The 21325-nt window shown below is 40.8% G+C and carries 18 protein-coding genes and 1 pseudogene; 12 read left to right on the forward strand and 7 right to left on the reverse strand.

Translation table 11 applies throughout. The features are described from left to right. Nucleotide 1 precedes the first annotated feature (1 nt). The 5 genes from ricA (at nt 2) to BTR1S_RS14090 (ending at nt 6931) form a co-directional block, all read left to right on the forward strand. Nucleotides 2–433 (forward strand): regulatory iron-sulfur-containing complex subunit RicA, encoded by a 432-nt coding sequence (gene ricA, locus BTR1S_RS14070; RefSeq protein ID WP_006638092.1) that lies wholly within the window; start codon nt 2–4, stop codon nt 431–433. A 212-nt stretch (nt 434–645) separates the two neighbouring features. Beyond that, nucleotides 646–1194 (forward strand): outer spore coat protein CotE, encoded by a 549-nt coding sequence (cotE, locus tag BTR1S_RS14075; RefSeq protein ID WP_006638091.1) that lies wholly within the window; start codon nt 646–648, stop codon nt 1192–1194. Between the two features lie 111 nt (nt 1195–1305). Next, complete coding sequence (gene mutS, locus BTR1S_RS14080) at nt 1306–3912, forward strand: DNA mismatch repair protein MutS (protein ID WP_029419119.1); 2607 nt, start codon at nt 1306–1308, stop codon at nt 3910–3912. Nucleotides 3913–3928: 16 nt separating this feature from the next. Then, nucleotides 3929–5818 carry a DNA mismatch repair endonuclease MutL gene (mutL, locus tag BTR1S_RS14085; RefSeq protein WP_006638089.1) on the forward strand — a complete coding sequence of 630 codons (1890 nt, stop codon included), beginning with the start codon at nt 3929–3931 and terminating at the stop codon, nt 5816–5818. Between the two features lie 447 nt (nt 5819–6265). Beyond that, nucleotides 6266–6931: a flagellar brake protein gene (locus BTR1S_RS14090; RefSeq protein ID WP_029419120.1), complete on the forward strand. Its 666-nt coding sequence runs from the start codon at nt 6266–6268 to the stop codon at nt 6929–6931. Between the two features lie 828 nt (nt 6932–7759). Here BTR1S_RS14090 and BTR1S_RS23610 read toward each other — a convergent pair. The 7 genes and pseudogenes from BTR1S_RS23610 to BTR1S_RS14125 form a co-directional block, all read right to left on the reverse strand. Continuing rightward, nucleotides 7760–7963: a DUF2606 family protein gene (locus BTR1S_RS23610; protein ID WP_369692096.1), complete on the reverse strand. Its 204-nt coding sequence runs from the start codon at nt 7961–7963 to the stop codon at nt 7760–7762. A 180-nt stretch (nt 7964–8143) separates the two neighbouring features. After that, complete coding sequence (locus BTR1S_RS14100; protein ID WP_051397534.1) at nt 8144–9019, reverse strand: trypsin-like serine peptidase; 876 nt, start codon at nt 9017–9019, stop codon at nt 8144–8146. A 409-nt stretch (nt 9020–9428) separates the two neighbouring features. Then, entirely contained in the window at nt 9429–9869 is a 441-nt protein-coding gene (gene sufU / locus BTR1S_RS14105; RefSeq protein WP_006638085.1) for a Fe-S cluster assembly sulfur transfer protein SufU, read from the reverse strand. Nucleotides 9870–9986: 117 nt separating this feature from the next. Next, complete coding sequence (locus tag BTR1S_RS14110) at nt 9987–10976, reverse strand: CobW family GTP-binding protein (RefSeq protein ID WP_034326273.1); 990 nt, start codon at nt 10974–10976, stop codon at nt 9987–9989. A 16-nt stretch (nt 10977–10992) separates the two neighbouring features. Continuing rightward, nucleotides 10993–11385, reverse strand: a complete 393-nt coding sequence (locus tag BTR1S_RS14115; protein WP_006638083.1) for a (2Fe-2S) ferredoxin domain-containing protein — start codon at nt 11383–11385, stop codon at nt 10993–10995. Between the two features lie 152 nt (nt 11386–11537). Beyond that, nucleotides 11538–11760, reverse strand: a pseudogene (locus BTR1S_RS14120) (uS14 family ribosomal protein). Nucleotides 11761–11873: 113 nt separating this feature from the next. Further along, nucleotides 11874–12809 carry a CobW family GTP-binding protein gene (locus BTR1S_RS14125; RefSeq protein ID WP_029419124.1) on the reverse strand — a complete coding sequence of 312 codons (936 nt, stop codon included), beginning with the start codon at nt 12807–12809 and terminating at the stop codon, nt 11874–11876. A gap of 1051 nt (nt 12810–13860) precedes the next feature. On the opposite strand from BTR1S_RS14125, the gene BTR1S_RS14130 reads away from it, so the two are divergent. The 7 genes from BTR1S_RS14130 (at nt 13861) to cntD (ending at nt 21325) form a co-directional block, all read left to right on the forward strand. After that, a complete protein-coding gene (locus tag BTR1S_RS14130; protein WP_029419125.1) occupies nt 13861–14694 on the forward strand; it encodes a histidine racemase CntK family protein in 834 nt (277 codons plus the stop codon). 20 nt (nt 14695–14714) lie between these two features. Further along, the gene (locus tag BTR1S_RS14135) at nt 14715–15509 is read left to right on the forward strand and encodes a nicotianamine synthase family protein (protein ID WP_029419126.1); all 795 of its coding nucleotides are present in this window, start codon (nt 14715–14717) and stop codon (nt 15507–15509) included. A 29-nt stretch (nt 15510–15538) separates the two neighbouring features. Continuing rightward, nucleotides 15539–16855, forward strand: coding sequence for an opine metallophore biosynthesis dehydrogenase (locus BTR1S_RS14140; RefSeq protein WP_029419127.1), 1317 nt, complete (start codon nt 15539–15541; stop codon nt 16853–16855). Between the two features lie 120 nt (nt 16856–16975). After that, nucleotides 16976–18598: a staphylopine-dependent metal ABC transporter substrate-binding lipoprotein gene (gene cntA, locus BTR1S_RS14145; RefSeq protein ID WP_029419128.1), complete on the forward strand. Its 1623-nt coding sequence runs from the start codon at nt 16976–16978 to the stop codon at nt 18596–18598. 94 nt (nt 18599–18692) lie between these two features. Then, entirely contained in the window at nt 18693–19625 is a 933-nt protein-coding gene (opp1B, locus tag BTR1S_RS14150) for a nickel/cobalt ABC transporter permease (RefSeq protein ID WP_006638076.1), read from the forward strand. Then, the gene (gene cntC, locus BTR1S_RS14155) at nt 19626–20522 is read left to right on the forward strand and encodes a staphylopine uptake ABC transporter permease subunit CntC (RefSeq protein WP_029419129.1); all 897 of its coding nucleotides are present in this window, start codon (nt 19626–19628) and stop codon (nt 20520–20522) included. Then, the gene (cntD, locus tag BTR1S_RS14160) at nt 20519–21325 is read left to right on the forward strand and encodes a staphylopine uptake ABC transporter ATP-binding protein CntD (RefSeq protein ID WP_006638074.1); all 807 of its coding nucleotides are present in this window, start codon (nt 20519–20521) and stop codon (nt 21323–21325) included. The genes cntC and cntD overlap by 4 nt, the downstream gene beginning before the upstream one ends.

Genomic DNA, 21325 nt, shown 5'->3' on the forward strand with positions numbered 1-21325 from the left:
GATGACTCTTTACACAAAAAAAGATATTGTGGCAAAAGCGCGCGAGCTCGCGAAAATGATTGCGGAAACGGAAGAAGTCGAATTCTTCAAAAAAGCTGAAGAGCAGATTAATGAAAATGCCAAAATCACGAACATCATTAATCAAATCAAAGCCCTGCAGAAGCAGGCCGTCAACTTTAAACATTATGAAAAGCATGAGGCTTTAAAGCAAACAGAGGCAAAGATCGATGCGCTTCAGGAAGAGCTTGATGGCATTCCGATCATCCAAGAGTTCAGAGACTCTCAAATGGAAGTCAACGACCTTCTCCAGCTTGTCGCCCATACAATATCAAACCAAGTGACAAATGAGATTATAACATCGACCGGGGGAAACCTTTTAACAGGAGAAACCGGTTCAAAAGTCAAAAACTCGCAACCTAGCTGCTCGCTATAATTGGCGCCTTTATGGGCGCCTTTTTTTGTGCCGAAAAGTTCGGCATCCGGTCTGTCTTTTTCTTTTATGATTTAAGTCAAGTTTACCTTGTTTGCTGCATACACTTAAACAGATTCATTAAATGGGTACTTTATTTTGATTTCTTAGAGCGCGCACATTAGACGAATGCCCAGCATAGGATAATACGAGGAAAAACAAGGAGGCATGACCGAATGTCTGAATACAGGGAAATTATTACAAAAGCGGTAGTCGCGAAAGGCAGGAAATTCACCCAGTCCACACATACCATCTCCCCTTCGCAAAAACCAACCAGTATATTAGGCGGTTGGATTATCAATCATAAGTATGATGCCGAAAAGATCGGAAAAACGGTTGAAATTGAAGGGACATATGACATCAACGTGTGGTATTCATATGCAGACAACACAAAAACAGAGGTTGTGACAGAACGCGTTTCATATGTAGATGTCATCAAGCTCAGATACCGCGACAAAAACTACTTAGATGATGAACACGAAGTTATTGCAAAGGTGCTCCAGCAGCCGAACTGCCTCGAAGTGACGATTTCTCCAAACGGAAACAAAGTGGTTGTTCAGGCCGAAAGAGAGTTTTTATCTGAAGTGGTCGGAGAAACGAAAATTGTCGTTGAAGTCAATTCCGACTGGACGGAAACCGATGAAGAAGAGGCTTGGGAAGAGGAGCTCGATCAAGAATTGGAGGATATCAATCCTGAGTTTTTGGTCGGAGATCCGGAAGAATAGAAGGAAGCTAGGGAAATATCGCCCTAGTTTCTTTTTTTTCAGCGTGAATGTTTGTGTGGTATAATCAATCTTGGAATGAATAGAAACGTTGATACATAATGGGGGATTAATATGGCAGGCTACACGCCAATGATACAGCAATATTTAAAGATCAAGGCAGAGTATCAGGATGCCTTTTTATTTTTTCGTCTCGGAGATTTTTATGAGATGTTTTTCGAGGATGCCAAAAAAGCGTCCCAGGAGCTGGAAATTACGCTGACCAGCAGAGACGGCGGATCAAGTGAGAGGATCCCGATGTGCGGGGTTCCCTATCATTCCTGCTCTTCCTATATCGAGCAGCTGATTAAGAAAGGCTATAAAGTGGCCATCTGTGAGCAGGTGGAAGACCCTAAGGCGGCAAAAGGAGTCGTCAAAAGGGAAGTCGTTCAGCTGATTACGCCGGGAACCGTGATGGACGGAAAGGGCATTCATGATAATGAAAACAACTTTATCGCTTCTGTCAGCGATTTTCAGCATACATACGGCCTTGCTTTTTCAGATTTGACGACCGGGGAGAACCTGGTGGCGGCGATTGAAAGATTTGATGATGTAGTGTCTGAAATCTATTCCGTCGGAGCGCGGGAAATCGTCGTCTCCAGCCGGATCGGAGAAGAAGAGATGACCATTTTAAAAGAGCGCTGCGGAGCGACCATCTCCTTCGAAGATGAACGGGCACAAGAGACCCCGGATATTGTAAAAGATCTGCCGTCAACAGAGCTTGTTGACACATTCATGAAGCTCTACACCTATTTGAAGCGCACCCAAAAACGAAGCCTTGACCACCTTCAAAAGGTGCAGCCTTATGAATTGGAAGAAGCGATGAAAATCGATCTTTATTCCAAACGGAATCTTGAGCTTACGGAGACGATCCGCTCCAAAAATAAAAAAGGCTCGCTTCTCTGGCTCTTGGACGAAACCAAAACGGCTATGGGCGGCCGCCTTTTGAAGCAGTGGATCGACCGTCCGCTGATCAGAAAGGGGCAGATCGAAGAGCGCCAGGAAATCGTCGAAACGCTCATGACCCATTTGTTTGAACGGGAGGATTTGCGGGAGCGCCTGAAGGAAGTGTACGACCTTGAACGGCTTGCCGGCCGCGTCGCATACGGAAACGTCAATGCCAGAGATTTGATTCAGCTGAAGGAATCGCTGAAGCAAGTCCCGGCTATCAAGCAGCTTGTCGCATCTCTCAATCATCCAAAAGCTCAGGAGCGCTCTGAAAGAATCGATCCTTGCCGCGATTTGCTTGAACTTTTGGAAGAAGCGCTCTATGAAAATCCGCCGCTATCTCTAAAAGAAGGAAACTTGATAAAAGACGGCTACAACGCGAAGCTTGATGAATACAGGGATGCAAGCAAGAACGGGAAAGACTGGATTGCGAAGCTCGAACAGCAGGAGCGGGAATATACGGGCATCCGTTCATTAAAAGTCGGTTTTAATAAAGTGTTCGGCTACTATATCGAAGTGACGAAAGCAAACATCCACCTTCTTGAAGAAGGACGGTATGAACGAAAGCAGACGCTCGCAAATGCAGAACGTTATATCACCCCGGAATTGAAAGAAAAGGAAGCTTTGATTCTTGAAGCGGAAAACAATATTTCCGAACTGGAATATGAGCTGTTTTCAGAGCTGCGGGATCAGGTGAAAGAATATATTCCGCGTCTGCAGCGGCTGGCCAAAATGATGAGCGAGCTCGACGTGCTGCAATGCTTTGCGACGATCAGCGAAAACCGCCATTACGTAAAACCCGAGTTTTCGGATGATGTCGTCGAAGTCGTAGACGGACGGCACCCTGTCGTTGAAAAAGTGATGGACAGCCAGTCTTATGTACCGAACAGCTGTCAAATGGGACAAGGCAGACAAATGCTCCTGATCACAGGACCGAACATGTCAGGTAAAAGCACATATATGAGGCAAATGGCGCTGATTTCGATTTTGGCGCAGATCGGCTGCTTCGTTCCCGCCAAAAAAGCGGTTTTGCCGATCTTTGATCAGATTTTCACGAGAATCGGTGCAGCAGATGACCTGATTTCCGGGCAAAGCACCTTTATGGTGGAAATGCTCGAAGCTAAAAACGCGATTGTCCACGCAACCAAAAACAGCCTGATCTTATTTGATGAGATCGGGCGCGGAACATCCACATATGACGGAATGGCGCTTGCCCAGGCGATCATCGAATATGTCCATAACCATATCGGCGCGAAAACGCTGTTCTCCACTCACTACCATGAGCTGACAGCGCTTGAAGATAAGCTTGCCGAGCTGAAAAACGTCCATGTCCGGGCGGAAGAGTATGAGGGGAAAGTCGTATTTCTCCACCAAATTAAAGAAGGCGCCGCTGACAAAAGCTACGGAATCCATGTCGCACAGCTTGCCGAGCTTCCCGGCGATTTAATCAGCCGGGCCAAAACGATCTTACAAGAGCTTGAAGCGGGAGCTAAAGAACCGGCCGCTTCCAAAGCACCTCAAGTCCAAGCGGAAACAGCCGAAGAACCTCAGGCGCCCGCAGCGGAGCCGGCGCAGCTGTCCTTCTTTGAAACGGACAAGCCGAAGGAAAAACAAGCAAAGCTGTCCAAAAAAGAGCAGGGTGTACTGGAAGAATTTAAAGCGATGAATCTGCTTGATATGACGCCACTACAAGTGATGAATGAACTGTATAAGCTGCAAAAAAAATTAAAATAAAGAGAGGTGACCGCACTTGGCAAAAATTGTCCAGCTTCCCGATGATTTATCAAATAAAATCGCGGCGGGAGAAGTCGTTGAAAGACCGGCATCCGTCGTAAAAGAGCTTGTGGAAAATGCAATTGACGCAAACAGCTCGGTAATTGAAATCGATGTTGAAGAAGCCGGGCTTTCTTCCATCAAGGTTCTTGATGATGGAGAAGGGATGGATCCTGACGACTGCAAAACGGCTTTTTTGCGCCATGCCACAAGCAAAATCAAGGATGAAAACGATCTGTTTCGCGTCAGAACGCTCGGATTTCGCGGAGAAGCATTGCCAAGTATCGCGTCTGTCTCACACGTCAGCATTAAGACGAGCACCGGGGAAGGCGCGGGAACCCATCTGGTACTTCAAGGAGGAAGAATCATTTCCGAGCAAAAATCGTCGAGCCGGCGGGGAACGGAAATTGCCGTTACAAATTTGTTTTTCAATACGCCGGCAAGGCTGAAATATATGAAAACGATCCATACGGAGCTCGGCAATATTACCGATGTCGTCAACAGAATCGCCCTCGCACACCCTGAGGTATCAATCAGGCTGAGGCATCAAGGGAAAACCTTGCTGCAAACAAACGGAAACGGTGATGTCCGCCATGTGCTTGCGGCGATTTACGGAACCGCGGTCGCAAGAAAAATGATTCCGCTTCAAGCCAGCTCGCTAGATTTTGAAGTGAAAGGCTATATTGCGCTCCCGGAAATCACGCGGGCTTCGCGAAATTATATGTCATCAGTCGTCAACGGCAGATATATTAAAAACTTTCCGCTCGTCAAAGCGATTCATGAAGGGTATCACACACTGCTGCCAATCGGCCGCCATCCGATCACATTCATTGAAATCAACATGGACCCGCTTCTCGTCGATGTCAACGTGCATCCGTCAAAGCTTGAGGTCAGATTAAGCAAAGAGACAGAGCTCCACGAGCTCCTCCGCGACGCCATCAAAGGCGTGTTCAAACAGCGGCAGCTCATTCCAAGCGTACAGGCGCCGAAAAAAGCGGTGCAGCCGCTGTTGAAACCAGAGCAGCAAAAACTGAACTTCGACAATGCACCGGCGCCTGCTGATGACGCGAAACCAGAGCGGAAAACAGCGCCCGCATACTCGCCGATGAAATTAAGCGCGATTGTAAAGGAAGCGCCGATCGAGGCGGAAGAAGGGGAGGAAAGCGTTCCGCAAGAAGCGCCGCCTGAACCGCCGGACATCGACGTCCGCATGCCCGATGAACAAGAAGAAGCACAGCCGCAAATCGAACCTGAGCTGCCGGAAGAGACGGAACCGCCGAAAGAACGCGTGCCGATCATGTATCCGATCGGGCAGATGCACGGAACTTACATTCTCGCCCAAAATGAAAACGGACTGTACATCATCGATCAGCACGCCGCACAAGAGCGGATTAAATATGAATACTTCCGTGAAAAAGTCGGAGAGGTCGAACCCGAAGTCCAGGATCTCCTCGTTCCGCTGACTCTGCACTACTCAAAGAACGAAGCGATCATCATCGACCAGCACCTGGAGGACCTCGCAAAAGTCGGCGTCTTTCTCGAATCATTCGGCTCGGGAAGCTATATCGTCCGCTGCCATCCGACATGGTTTCCAAAGGGCGAGGAAACGATGCTCATCGAAGAAATCATCCAGCAGGTCCTTGACGACCGGAACATCGATATCAAAAAACTGCGCGAAGAAGCCGCCATCATGATGAGCTGCAAAGGCTCAATCAAAGCCAACCACCACCTGCGCGACGACGAAATCAGGGCTCTGCTCGATGAACTCCGGCGGACGTCCGACCCCTTCACATGCCCGCACGGCCGGCCGATCATCATTCATTACTCAACGTATGAGATGGAGAAGATGTTTAAGCGGGTGATGTAATTTTTAATCGCTCATAACCGTTGATATACAAGGGATTGTGAGCGATGAATATGTTGATTGACCACATGTTGACCACGTTTATGCCTGTAGCAGGCTATATTTTCTATCCTCACTATCAGTTTTAGCAGGCCGCAAGACTAGTAATTTATTGTGCTGATTAGCTGAACTCATAAGAAGAAGCTCACCAATAAGAAATAAAAGGTGAGCTTTTTTTACTTTACTGAAGTTTCCAGTTACACGAAGTTGACATGCTAGAGTATGGAAACCGAATTGATGCCTTTAATTATTCCCCGATCTCTCAAGCTGTCTAAGATATTCATTTTAGAATTAATAGAAGCAGCTTTTATAAAAGAAAAGACTTTTTCAATGTCTTCTCCTTTCTTTTCTTTAATTTATGTGTCATAGTACCGATATAATGATTAAGTAGAATTGAAAGAGTGATGCCCATTGTTATCTTTAGGAAATATCATAACAATAGAATTTGAAAACGAAAATCAAGAAAATGTCATTGCGAAAAGCAAAGTGTCATCCATTGAAGAAAATGTTTTAAAAGTACATTATCCTGTTGATGTAGAAACGGGAAGAACTGTTATTATTCCAACAAATACAATTGCCACGATCCACTTTGTAAATGCGCAACAAATCCCTTATAAATTTACTAGTGTAATACAAGGACGAGAGATCTATCATAATATACCTGTATTAAATATGTATTTACCTGAAGAAGATCAAATGACAAAAATTCAAAGGCGGCAATTTTTTAGAGTAAATACAACGATTCCTGTCACTGTTCGTCCATATGGATCTGGCTCAATGTTTAAAACATATACAACAAATATCAGTGCTGGAGGCGCTGCATTAATCATTGAAGAGACGCAAAAACACGAACCAGAAGAGGATTTGAATTTAAGTATCTCCCTACCAAATAAGGGGGATGATGAAATTGTGATTGACGTTCATACTCAAGTCAAACGCACTTACCTTGATCGTAGAACAAACAAACAGATTATGACAGTTGAATTTATCAGCATGAATGAGCATGATAAACAAACACTTGTACACTATTGTATAAAATGCCAATTGATAGAAAGGAAAAAACTTAAATCAGAATAATTATCTATTATAGGTGTATATCTTACTGCGTACGTAGACGGTAATAAAATCGTCAAGATAGAGTATGTTAACCCTTTAAAAGTTGAGGAAGACAGTGATCTGCCCCGGATCCCCTTAATTCAAGAGGGGATTTTTTTCACCATAGGCAGTTATGACGAAGCTGTTTAGCTAACGAAAAGAGTCTTTCTTCTTGCTAACAGGTGTTATATATTTAACACTTAAATGTTCGAGGCTACGGGTACAATTTGTGGACTGAAAGATGAGTCTCAAGTGATTCACATATGTTTCAATAGATAAACGGATAGTGGAACTAAGTTTATGATTTATTTTGATTCTTGATCAAGAATTCGTTATACTGCATTTACAGATCCTTCGGGTCTGAATCGTGTAAAGAAGCTGGCTGGTGAGATTGGGAGCGAAAGTTGCCGTCAGTTGCCGTCCCGGCAGCAGGAGCGACCAATCAAATCCAGCCCAAAACCCCTCCACTTTAAGCAGGTGGCGTAATCGTCAAATACATAAAATTAACGTATTTTGCTTAACTGCAAGAGCGTTTTTTTATTGTTTTCAATACTTGAACTTATATCCCGATTGGTTAGAAAGTGAAAGGTCCTCTTATTGAAGTCTTTATATATTCGTTTAGGCCCTTCCAAAAGGCTGCGGATGGTATTGCCGGAAAGAGCCACATGGAAGGGGCTGTTTAACTAACGAAAAGGACCTTCTTCTTTCTGAGAGGGGCTATACTTGTTTGACTTTAACATCTTCGAGGGTATTAAGGTGTATTAAAATCATAAAAAGGCCCCTCTTTAATAAAGAGGGAACCTTTCTAATTCATGATTTATAAACCAACTTAATTGTTGTTGTATCTTCTGTTATATTAATCGTGTACTGATGGGAATCATTTTTAGATTCTAAGTTATATAGAATGACATCATATTTTCCCGTCTCTGTCTCCCACTTTATATTTCCTTCCTTATCAGTAGTGCCGATTTCATGCCCGATAGTCGCTCTCATATTCTCTTTATCGGATTTCAGATCTTCTACAGCTTATATTTTTTAGTGGTTTATTGTCTTTATCACTTACTTTAATAGTAACTGTAGTCATAACAGGTTTTTCCTTCGTTGTAGGAATGTCTTTGTTATTGGTGCTGCCACAGCCAGAAATGAATACAGAGAACAGAGTGATGAGCAGACAATTCGAGATGAATTTTAACATTATAGACCCTTCCAGTAGCTTATATTATCAAATACGGACTTTGTAATTCGAGTACCGCTGTTGTAAATAAAGTTGTTTTTATCCCCTTGCCAATGTTCCCATGCATTAATACCAACTGCGTTATGATTTGACTTGTATACAGGGCCTCCACTTTGACCAGGTGACATATCAATAGTATACCTAATGGAAAGAGGTTCAGTTGGCAGTATGCTCCCAGAGTCCTTCCACATAGTGCCACTAGGTTTACTTCCTGGATATCCTTGAACAGTTACTTTGGTTCCGGAAAGGCTTGCAGCTTGCCACTCATAACCTAGCCATCCAATTCTATCCCCTAATTTACTTTCTACTTTAATCGCACCATAATCAAAGTTAGGGTCTTGATGTTCTGTCCAACCTTTGACAGAGTGCGCAGTTTTTCCCCAAGCATGGCTATAAGGATTGCTCTTGCCGTTTTTTCCTGGAATAACTTTTATAGATTTTGCCCAGCCGCCTTGGCTTTTGTTATGTAAGCAATGGCCGGCTGTAACGACTGTATCAGGGCCTACAAAAAATCCTGTGCATAGAAAAGGACTATTAGGTTTTTTAGGGTATCTTATTTCAAGGTATGTGATTGCTCTATGAGGATATGTTGTGGTATTGTTGACTCTTGTTCTGTTATCTTTTCCGATAACTCCGTTGAGGGTGATTTCTTCAAGGGTGTTTAGTTTTTCGTTTTCATCGTATGATTCATCTGTTGTAGGGTTTAAGTAGCCTGTCCCTTCAAAAGCAGAAGAGGAATTTACGTCTCCCATAGTTCTCTTTAATTCTTGCATTTCTTCTTTTGTTATTTCTTTTACATCACTAGACGTAGGGAGATCCCGGTCATCAAAAGCCAATACTGTTGAAAAGTGATAAAGACAATAATCCTAGAGAAAACGAGAGTACTAGTAACCATTTTTTGAAGTTTGTACAGATTTTCACTCAGAATATACCACCTATATTTTACTCCAATATAAATATATAGGAATATGATCTGTGTCTAAACAATCATGGCAAAAAAAGTTGTCTTATATTTAGATGTTTTATTGACAGGTTATTCTCGTGAGGATATATTATAAACGGAACTCATGTTCTGTATGCGTTGATCTAGTACGCTCATAACCGTTGATATACAAGGGGTTGTGAGTGATGAATATGATGATTATTAACATGTTGACCACGTTAATGCCGCCTGTGATAGGCTGCACTTATATCCTCGCTACTTGTTATAGCAGCCAAAAGAACGGTTTATATACTTAAAATAAGCTAAAGGTTATTGTATTCTTTTTCGCCTTTTAACACCTTATCTAAGGCTTGCCAAGTCATTAATGCACAATTATGTCTAGCTTTTAATTTATGAACCCCTTGTAACGATAAACTATCTCCTAAATCGATTTTATCTGTTGACTTTCCATCGCGAATTAAATCCTCAAATGCTTTTCTAAGAATCGCAATCTCTTTTAGCGGCTTGTTTTGGATTAACTCTGTCATCATAGATGCAGAGGCCATACTTATACTGCAGCCTTCACCAAGGAAGGCTGCTTTCTTAACTTGATCAAGTTTAAGGTCTAAAAATAAAGTCATAACATCGCCGCAAGTAGGGTTTTTATAATGTACTTTTCGTATATTTGCTCCTTTTAATTCTTCAAAATTTCTCTTATGTCTATAATGTTCCATGATAACTTGTCGGTACAGGTTATCAAGCATAGGAATGAATTTCCCCTTTCAAAGTGAATAGTTTATAATAAGTATTAAGTCGCAATCTCTAATTTTCTTCTTTATTCATCCGTTGAACGCTTAATGATTACTGGTGTAAAAAAAGTGTTACTTCGCTATGCAATTTTTAAATTGCTGTTCCAACTCCTCTTTGTTTAAGTCCTTCCCAATAAAAACAAGTTCGCTTTGCCTTGTCTCGTTTTCTTTCCATTTCCGATCAGGACGTCCTGAAAACAACATATGAAGCCCTTGAAATACAATTCGATTTTCCACTCCCTTAATATAGAGGATACCTTTATAACGTAATAAGTCTTCGCCTTTTTCTCGAACTAGGTAACCCATCCAATGATCTACCTTTGCTAAGTCAAGCGGTTTCTCTTCCCGAAAAGCAATAGAAGACACCTTATCATCATGATGGTGATGATGATGATCTTCTAGAAAATGAGGATCAATTTTAAGCTTGTGATTCACGTCAAACGTATGGATCCCTAGAATATCTCTTAAATTTATATTGCAATCTCTGGCATACAGCATCTTAGCTGTAGGATTTATGTTGGCAAGTCTTCGCTCCAATGATTTCAGCTCGTCATTAGATACTAAATCTGTTTTATTTAGGATGATCACATCAGCAAAAGCGATTTGCTCTTGAGCTTCATCCCGACAATCCAGATGTCTTGTGACATGCTTGCTGTCTACTACGGTAATAATACTGTCAACTTCAAATTTTTCCGATAGCAATCGGTCCATCAAAAAAGTCTGGGCAACAGGGGCTGGATCAGCTAGCCCCGTTGTTTCAATTAAAACTCGATCAAAATAAACGTTACCTTGATCCATTGAAAACACAAGGGTCCGCAGAATACGAATTAAATCTCCCCGAACCGTGCAACAGATGCAGCCATTATTCATTTCCAAGATTTCCTCTTCAGCATTAACCACGAGCTGATTGTCTATCCCAACTTCTCCGTACTCATTGACAATGACCGCAATCTTTTGATTATGCTTTTTTGTAAGTATTCGATTTAAAAGTGTGGTTTTCCCGGCGCCTAAATATCCAGTCAGAATGGTAACAGGAATTTTGTTTCGTTTGGTTAAAGTCATGATGATTCGTCTCCTTTTACAATTTTTTCGATACTTTGTTTACTTTTTCTTTGTCTTTTGGAACCCCGGCGATGACTCCAAATGAACGTTCGAAACGTTGGCCGTCATACGAATGGCTTACTTTTTCTGTATAATCTTCATCGGCACAAAGCGAATCAATAAGGAGAGGGGCATCTTCAGGTTTTAAATCCCTATACCACGCTCCTTTTGGATAGTGGATGACAACGCACTTATCATGACATCTTCCGTTACAACGTGTGCGCGTTGTGTGAATGATATCGTCAAGCTCTCGATTTGAGATTTCTTTCCGAATCGCTTGCGTTAGTTCCTCAGCTCCGGCCCGATTGCAGCTGCTGCCGTTGCAGATAAGGATATGATGATTCGTATTACTTAAATCCCACGTCGCCATTTTATGTTTTCCCTCCAGATAAAAACGAAATAATTATGATTTAAAATGCGAAAATGGTTTGGATTGAATTTTTTAAATGATGATAAAGTACTGAGCAAACACAATCCTGATGGATTTTACGAACTTGATTTTTAAATGCCTGGCAGTAGCCCTTAATGCGCCAACTCCCGAAAAGCGATTCTAGACATCTTCAGCTTTCTTAAATATCCTCAGGTCTTCCTGTAATTTCCCCAACGATTATGCAAACGGGTAGGGGATGAATCTCTCGGCAACTTCATAGACACCTTTTGCTTTTAATTCCTTTTTCAGCTCTGCATATTTTTCAACTATTTCTTGTCGTTGTCTTTCTTTAGCCACCTTTGATTTTTTGGCCATATGATCTCTCCTTTCTTTTTTATGCCATCCACAAAACGTAATCATTACGATTTAAAGATCATTTTATCTCTTTTCAAAGCCAAACGCAAACAGAAGGAAGAGGCTAAATTGTACTAATGAGCTGTTGACACACTTCTATCCTCTAGATTACACAGTGTTTCCTGCAGATTGTCATGGTCTAAATCATCGCCGATAAAAACGAGTGTATTGTTCATCTTTAATCCTGATTTTGTATGAAAAGGCATGCCATAAGCATATTGAAAAAGAAGTGTATCTGGGTTTCCCGTAAAACGGATATAGCCTTTAATACGGTAGATCGTATCCGGCATTGTCCTTAAGAAGTCTCGAAATAGCTTCTCACTAATAGGGTGTAAGAAAGTATGAACATATGTTTTCATATGGAGATGTTGGACAGCGTGTATTTTCTCATGTTCGACTCTTTCTTTTTTCTGCAGATTTTTTATGGTTCCAATATCGATGCTGGCGAATTCTGCCGGAATAATCTTTCCTCTTGGATTCATACTGAGCAACTCCTCTTTGATCCTCTTTAGGCTGTTCCTTGATATACAGTCAATCTTATTCAACACGATCATATCTGCATGTTTTACTTGTTCGGCAATAAGTTTTTGAAGAGGGATCTTCAGTTCTTTACGTTCCATCCAACAGGCAGCGTCTAAAAGAGTAATAATAGAATGAATCCTCACTTTCTCGGCTAAAAGAGGAGACAAACAACTGTCTAACACTTCAATTGGGTGGGCAATCCCCGTTGTTTCGATATAGATTGCATCTAGATCATACTGATTTAAAAGTTCTGATATCTGGACTTCGAGTTGATCAGACAGTGTGCAGCACACGCATCCATTTAGCAGTTCCTTTAACGGCGTATTTTTAGGGACTGAATCTGAATCGATAGAGACTTGACCTATTTCATTCATCACGACAGCTACTTTTTTTCGTCCTCTTTGTTCTTTTTCTAGAATTTTTTGAAGAAAAGTTGTTTTCCCGGATCCTAAGAAACCCGATAAAATATTTATTTCTACGTTTTTCATGATGACCATCCTTTCTTTTTTTATGTACCGGAAAGGGGGCAGATTTGGCGATTAGTTCCTGTCTCTGTTAAAACCGTAATAATTACTATTTATAAGCTTAATAACATTTTCCCTCTTTGGCAAGCTTGGAAAAAGCAAAACAGCTTGACATAAAAAGGAATAGGGATGTATGATCAGGATAAAATCGAAACAATTACGATTTGTATCGGAACAAACTAAGTACGGGAAAGGAAGGGGAGAGCGTTTCTTTTCAAGAAAAGGTGCCTGCGGATAATGGAGCACATGTTCATGTATCGGCAGAAACTAAAGAATCCAGTTTATACTGCCAAAAGAACGCCTATAACAATTCAGTGTTTTACTCGTGAAATGAACTGCATTGACTTTTATCATGTTCTTTATCCGGGCAGCCGGATTGTCGAGGTGCCTCATTCGGTTCTTCATAGGAAAGTCTTGAACATCGGTTTTTTACATTTAATTAACAATCATCTTTTGAGATTTTCACCTCAGGGCAGTGATCGGCACGTGAAGTCATGAAAGGGTGGCAATCGACTTCATTCCTCCTGGTTTACTTGAGCTTTGAAATTATGTTTTGGACAATCTTATCAAAATCCTGGCATGCCGCTTATGTTACCATGTGCTGATCAATAGATCGCAACAGAAGATTAACCGCCTGCCAGGACAACGATTTTCACTTTATATTTACAAGAAGGTCTGTTTGTTTACTGCTAAGTCAACGGGAAGAGAAAACAAGAGTTCCTCTTTTTTACAGGATGTTCTATGGCGGGAATGACCTTTCAGAAGAAATGAAAAACACCGCCATGTCTTGTGGACTACGGGAAAATCTTTCGTCCTGCATAAAAGTCAGACGAATAATTCCCTTCAGTAAAGCAGACAACTGAATATTGGATATCTCTTTATGCAACATCCATAGTGTATAAAGAAAACAGAATAATATTAACACTATCCAGCATCATGCCATAATTCACAAAAAATAAATCGTAATAATTTCGATTTTCAAAAAGAAAAAATGCAATTGTAAAGGATCGTTGTGATGAAACAGGAAATAGATTTTATCAAATGTAATCCAACACAAAATATGACAATTCTTATTAAATCGAATTATCCAATTGAGGACTATAAGCACATTGCTTCAAAAATTATGTCATATGACAGCGTGTATGCTGAACAAGTAGGTTTTATAGAAAAACCGATAAACAATCAAGCTGATGCTCATCTCCAGATGGCCGGAGGTGAGTTTTGCGGGAATGCGTGTATGGCATTGGCGGCCTTTCTCGCGTCTGAAAAAGGACTACAACAACATTTGAAGACTGATATCGTATTAGAAGCTTCAGGTGCGGAAGAGCTCATCAAGTGCCAAGTGAAAAGAAATTCAGATACATTTGACTGCCAAGTGAGTATGCCAATTCCTAAAAAGATTGAGCAAAGAACGATCAACTACGTTGACAGCGACATTAACATCATTATCGTGAGATATCATGAGTTCATCCATATTGTCATTGAAGTCCAAGATTTTAGCCAGAGCATAAAGGAAAAGGCACAGTCCTTGGCTAAGTTGCTTGGCGTAGCGTTGGATGCGAATTTAATAGGGATCTTATTGTATAAAACACAATCTGATGAATTAGCTCCGCTTATTTATGTACCTCATCTGGACAGCCTGGTATGGGAAAGGGGGTGTGGTTCAGGTACGGCCTCTGTAGGAGCCTATCTAGCTTGGAAAAAGAAAGGTGAGGTTGTGGCAAAAATAAGACAACCTGGCGGCACGATTCAAGTATTTGCGGATTGTAATAAAGAAAAATTAACAAATCTTAAGATTGAAGGGTCCGTCGGAATTGTGGCAGAGGGAAAGGCTTTTATCGATATTTAGTCAAATATGGGGGTAGAAGAATGCAGGCGCTAAAAACGTTTCAAGATTGTTTGGTTGAGTTCTCCGAAAAGTTCGATGATTTAGCTGGAAAATATGTTCAGACAATCAGCCATTGTGCGGAATTAGAGTTTTTAATCGATGAATATTGCACATTCATTACAAATGAGAGAAATAAAGCAGCGTGGGAACAGCTGGAGCGACAAACATCCAGCGATTTGGATGATCTAGTGGCTGATTTAAGAAAAAAATCGGCACATTGCGTGACCATCATGGAGAAGTATCGCGCACTGAAGTTACTGGATGGAAATGTGGAAATAACCGATTACTTCAAAAACATCGAATCATGTATTGAAAAAGAATTTGGCAGTTTTCAAATTCAGGCTGACTCAAAGGTATTATTAGTCGGTTCAGGCTCATTCCCGATGACACTATTATTCATTACGAAGCGAACAGGAGCGGAAGCTGTTGGGATTGATATTGATGATGAGGCCATCGAACTTGGACGAAACGTGGTAAAGAAATTAGGAAATGAATTAAATATTCAATTAGAAAACGTATCAGTCAAAGAGCTTAGTCTGATAAAAGATGTGACGCATATCATTTTTAGTTCAACAGTTGAAAGTAAATATGACATCTTGGATCAGCTATATCCCTTAACGAATGAACATGTAGTAGTGGCGATGAGATATGGCAACGGGTTAAAGTCGTTGTTCAATTATCCAATGAAAGAAGCAGATGGGCAAAAATGGAGAATGATTGAACAAGTCTTGCGGCCAGATCAAGTGTTTGACATTGCCTTATATAAAAAAGCATAAATTGCTTGTTGGGAGAAAGGGAGGGCTTTATGAGTCATTTTCAGCGAGTCTTAATATTAGGAACTGGTCCTGCATCTATTCAACTTGCCGTCAATTTTAACAACGATTTGAATTGTGATGTGGGGATAGCGGGAAGAGAGTCTGTCCGTTCAGAAAGTTTTTATGAAGCGATGAAGCAAAGCAATCATCAAATTCGCGTAAGCATCCAAAATGAAAAGCATCAATCTATAAAAGGAGAATGCGTGGTTAATTGGGTTTTTAAAGGCTATGAAACGGTTGCAGGAGAATGGGACGCCATTATTTTTTCTGTGACGGCAGATGCCTATATCGACGTTTTAAAACAAATCGATGATAAGGTGCTCAAGCATGTGAAATGCATTGTTTTGGTCTCTCCAACCTTTGGGTCCAACAGTTTAATTGCTCATTATCTAAATACAATCCGCTCAAATGCTGAAGTGATCAGTTTCTCTACATACTACGGTGATACAAGATGGATGTGCGATGAACCGTCTAATGAAGTTTTGACAACAGGCGTTAAGAAAAAAATTTTCATAGGCTCGACCAACTACCCATCCGAAAATATCGACACACTGTCTAAGCTTTTTGAAAAGTTGGGCATTGCGCTGGAGGTCATGAAATCTCCAATTGAGGCGGAAACGAGAAATATTTCTTTATATGTTCATCCTCCGCTGTTTATGAACGATTTTTCATTACAGGCCATATTTGGAGACACAGACACTAAGAAATATGTGTATAAACTTTTTCCCGAGGGGCCGATTACGCAACATTTAATTCGTGATATGCTGGCCCAATGGAAAGAAATCATGGCGATTTTAAAGAAAATCAACATCAAAAGCATCAACTTACTCAAGTTTATGACAGATGATAATTATCCGTTAAGGTTAGAAAGTTTATCACGATATGATATTGAAAATTTCAATAATTTAAAGCCGATTCATCAAGAGTACTTATTATATATACGTTATGCCTCGCTATTGATTGATCCTTTTTCAGAGCCGGATCAGGAGGGAAGGTACTTTGATTTTTCGGCTGTACCGATTCGAACGATATTTGTAAACCGAGAAGGATATTTAGATATTCCGAGAATGCCGAAGGAAGACTATTACCGTATAAAAATCTTACAAGCAATTGCAAACCATTTGAATGTCGATTGTCCAACCATCAATAAATTCATTCAAACTTATGAGCGCAAAATTGAAGCGGTGGCTCAATCCCAGCAAAACGGTAAGTTGTCTGACGCATTTGCCGTTCAAAGTTTTGATGAAGATTTGAAGATGATATGCGGCGAACTAGGACAAAGTGAAGAAACAAAGTCATTGTATTAGTACGGAAAAATGAAAACAGGTATTATTTCGATTTTCATAAAGGAGTGATGTTCATCGATATATGGTCATCAGATGTGCTTATAAATGAGACGTATTTAACAATTAAGGGAGGGCAAGACTTTGTTAAGTAAAAACGTGAAGTTAGCAGCGCTAGCTTTGTTTATCTTTTCGATTTTAGCTGCTTGTTCGCAAACTTCGGACAGCTCTAATGGTGTGAAAGGCAGCGGTTCGGCAACTGGTAAAAAAGAGTTAGTATACGCCACACCACAAGATATTAATGACATGAACCCCCATCTGTATCAAGGTTCAATGTCCGCACAAGGGATGGTATATGAATCGTTAGTTGAGAATACCGAAGACGGAATCAAGCCTTTGCTCGCTGAATCATGGGACATATCAAAGGATGGAAAAGTATATACATTTCATTTAAGAAAAGGTGTGACATTCCATGACGGAGAACCATTTAACGCAAAAGCGGTCAAGAAAAACATTGAGGCTGTCCAAAACAATAAAGAGAAGCACTCTTGGATTAAACTCTCAACTAAAATCGTTAGTGTAAATGTAATAGATGACTATACAGTTGAGATCGTGCTATCGGAAGCGTATTATCCAACCTTAGTGGAATTGTCTATGACGCGTCCGTATGTATTCATCTCTCCGAAAGATTTTAAAAATGGAGAAACAAAAGATGGTGTCAATGGCTATAATGGCACAGGCCCTTATAAGCTCATTGACCATAAAACCGATCGATATGCGACGTTTGCAGCAAATAAAAACTACTGGGGCGGCGCACCTAAAATTAAGAAAATTACAGCAAAAGTTCTTCCAGCAGGAGAAACGACATTTTTAGCTCTGCAAAAAGGTGAGGTCAATTTTGCCTTCACAGATGATCGAGGTGCAGACAGTATCAATATTGAAGCCATCAACCAGCTGGTTGATTCAGGTGATTATCAACTTGTAAGAAGTAAACAAATGAACACAAAGATGATTGCAGCCAATAGCAGTAAAAAGGATCATCCGGTAGGTGACAAGAGTGTGCGTGAAGCCATTTGGCTGTCAATTGATCGGGAAACGATTAGCAAGGACATTTTAAATAGTACAGAAACAGCGGCCGATACACTCTTTTCATCAAACGTTAATTATGCAAATGTTGATTTGAAAAAACGAGAATATGACATTGAAAAGGCAAAGGAGCTCTTAGAGAAGGCGGGCTGGACATTAGAACAGGGCTCGACGGTAAGGGAGAAAGACGGAAAAAAACTGGCGATGAAGCTTTATTATGACAATAACTCTCCGTCGCAAAAGAAACAGGCTGAATTTATTCAAAGTTCGCTGCAAGAAACAGGCATAGAGTTAGAGGTCATTGGTGAGAAATCAACATCGATTATGAATCGAAGATCAACTGGTGACTACGACTTGCTATTCAACCAAACATGGGGACTGGCATATGATCCGCAAAATACAGTCGCCGCTTTTACGTCTGAATCTTCATGGTTGCATAGTACAAAAGGCATTGCGAAAGCAGATGAACTTTATAAAAAAGTTGATGAAGTCTTAGTATCGGCTGATGAGAAAACAAGAAAATCGCTATATGCAGATATTTTAACCATCATTCATGATGAAGCGGTTTTTATTCCGGTTACCAATGGGAACGTTACTGTCATTGCTCCGAAAAATTTAAGGGGCATTTCATTTAAGCAAACTCAATTTGAGCTTCCATTTGAACAAATGGATTTTGAATAAAAGGTAAATAAAGAGGGGAAATTCCCCCTTTTTATTTATGTTCGTGGATAAACGGTTTTGGTTCATTAGATGCTTGAGTGAAAGGAGATTTTGTATGGGAGCTTATATCATTAAAAGATTCATAATCTCAATTCCGCTGCTTTTAGTCATCTCGTTTTTAACATTTGTGTTAATTAGCTTTTCTCCCTTAAAGCCGGCTGAGTTGGTTTTACAAGCACAGGATGTTCCCGTTATTACAGAAGAATTAATTGAACAAACAAATGAAGAGTTGGGATTGGATAAGCCTTTTATAGTCCGATATGTTGACTGGCTTGTGTCTTGCTTGCAGTTGGACTTTGGGGATTCATACGTAAAGGGAGAGCCCGTATGGACATTAGTCGGTCCAGCTTTTCTAAATACATTAAAGCTCACGTCAGTCTCATCCGTTGTTATGATTTTCTTCTCGATATTACTGGGGGTTCTCTGCGCGATAAAGGAGGGAAAAGTGATTGATAAATCGGTAAGATGCATTTTGTTTTTCTTTACAGCAGCCCCTGCATACTGGCTCGGAGCGATGATGATTTGGTATTTTTCTGTGGAACTGGATTTGTTACCAACTAGCGGAATGGATTCATACAAAAGCTATATTTTGCCCGTTTCTGTCATTGCTTTAAGTTATACAGGTATTTATTTTAGAACGGTTAGAAGCTCCGTGTTAAGTAATTTAAATGAAGACTATGTATTATATGCAAGGGCCTCGGGTTTATCAGAAAAGAAAATCACCATGCATATTTTAAGGAACTCCTTGCAAGTAGCCATATCAATATTTTGTATGGCATTCCCTATGATTTTAGGAGGGACGGTTGTAATTGAAAATGTTTTTGGTTGGCCGGGCCTAGGAAGTCTAAGCGTTGATGCGATCCTAAGCAGGGATTTTCCTGTTATTCAAGCGTATGTTTTGATCGTCGCAGTGGCTTTTGTGTTGTTTAATACGATCTCAGATATTATGAATGCTGTTTTGAACCCTAAAATAAGGAATGATATCTAAATGAGAATGTTAAGAAACTTAAGTAAAGATAAGGTAGGAATGGTCTCTTTAATCATTATTGCGGCGGTGATGATGTTGGGGATATTTGCTCCTGTCGTTGCGCCTCATAACCCTTTGGAAGTAAACATGAAACTTCGCTACGCCTCTCCATCTTGGGAGTATCTATTGGGTAATGATCACCTCGGGAGATGCGTGCTGTCGAGGTTAATTTATGGTATTCGCCCTAGTGTTTTATGGGTTCTTGTTGCATTAGTTATTTCTGTTTTCATTGGGGCCGTTTTAGGCTTTATCGCTGGATACTTTCGAGGGGCTGCCGATTCTGTGATCATGAGAATTTGTGATGTGATGCTGTCTTTTCCAGTATATGCGGTGACATTGGCGATTGTCGGGATTCTAGGCGCTGGTCTGGTGAATATACTGATTGCGTTTATATTAATGAAATGGGCATGGTTTGCTCGTATTATTCGGACATCTGTTATGCAATACGCGGAATCGGAGTATGTCAAATTCTCCAAAGCCGCTGGCATGCGTCATACAAGCATTATATATAGACATATCATTCCTGTTACATTTTCTGATATCGCCGTTATTTCAAGCAGTTCGATCAGTTCTATGATTATGCAAATATCAGGCCTCTCATTCCTAGGCTTGGGAATAAAAGCGCCAAATGCTGAATGGGGAATGATGTTAAATGAGGCGAGAGAAGTGATGTTTACAAGACCTGAGTTAATGTTTGCACCCGGATTAGCCATTATTATCATTGTATCTGCCTTTAATTTTTTATCTGATTCGCTTCAGGTTGCGTTAGATCCCAGGTTAACCCGATTCAGCGATAAACGGCAAAAGCATGCGGCGCTTTCTAGTATAAAGCTTCGAGAGAAAGAGGTGGCAAAGTGAATGTATTAGAGGTTAAGAATTTAAAAATATGGGACGCCAACTCAGGTCATGTCATCGTGCATAATAGTTCATTTCAGTTAAAGCAAGGAAGTTGTCTAGCTATTATAGGAGAAAGCGGCAGCGGTAAGTCTGTTACTTGCAGGTCGTTTATGAGATTGAATAGGGCCTGTCTTCGTCAAACGGGCGATATTTTATTTAAAGGAGAAAAACTCAATCATCTTTCTGAAAAAGAGATGAGAAAAAAACGGGGAAGAAACCTCTGCATGATCCTGCAAAATGGGATGAGTGCATTCGACCCTTCATGTGTGATCGGGGTTCATCTGAAGGAAACACTAGCTGAACATTTCGGCTTAAGAAAAAACGAAATTGAGCGAAAAATGATTCAGGCGATGGAAAGCGTCAAGCTGAAAAATCCAACAGAGATGATGAACAAATATCCGCATCAGCTATCTGGCGGGATGCTGCAGCGCATCATGATTGCACTGGCGTTCGCGTTAGAGCCTGACATCATAATTGCCGACGAGCCGACGACGGCTTTAGATACCATTTCACAATTTGAGGTGGTGGAACAGTTTATTCAATTGCGTAATAGAATGGGCTGCTCTATTATCTTTGTTTCTCACGATTTAGGCGTTGTGAAAAAAATTGCGGATGAAGTGTTAGTGATGAAGAATGGAGAAATCGTTGAACGAGGAAGTACACAAACCATTTTCTCAGAAGCCAAGCATGATTATACCAAGTATTTAGTATCTACCAGACTCGCGTTAAGTGATAATTTTAACAAAATAATGGGGAGATCTTAA

The organism is Bacillus sonorensis NBRC 101234 = KCTC 13918, from assembly GCF_001592005.1.
In the GTDB taxonomy this organism is placed as follows: Bacteria; Bacillota; Bacilli; order Bacillales; family Bacillaceae; genus Bacillus; species Bacillus sonorensis.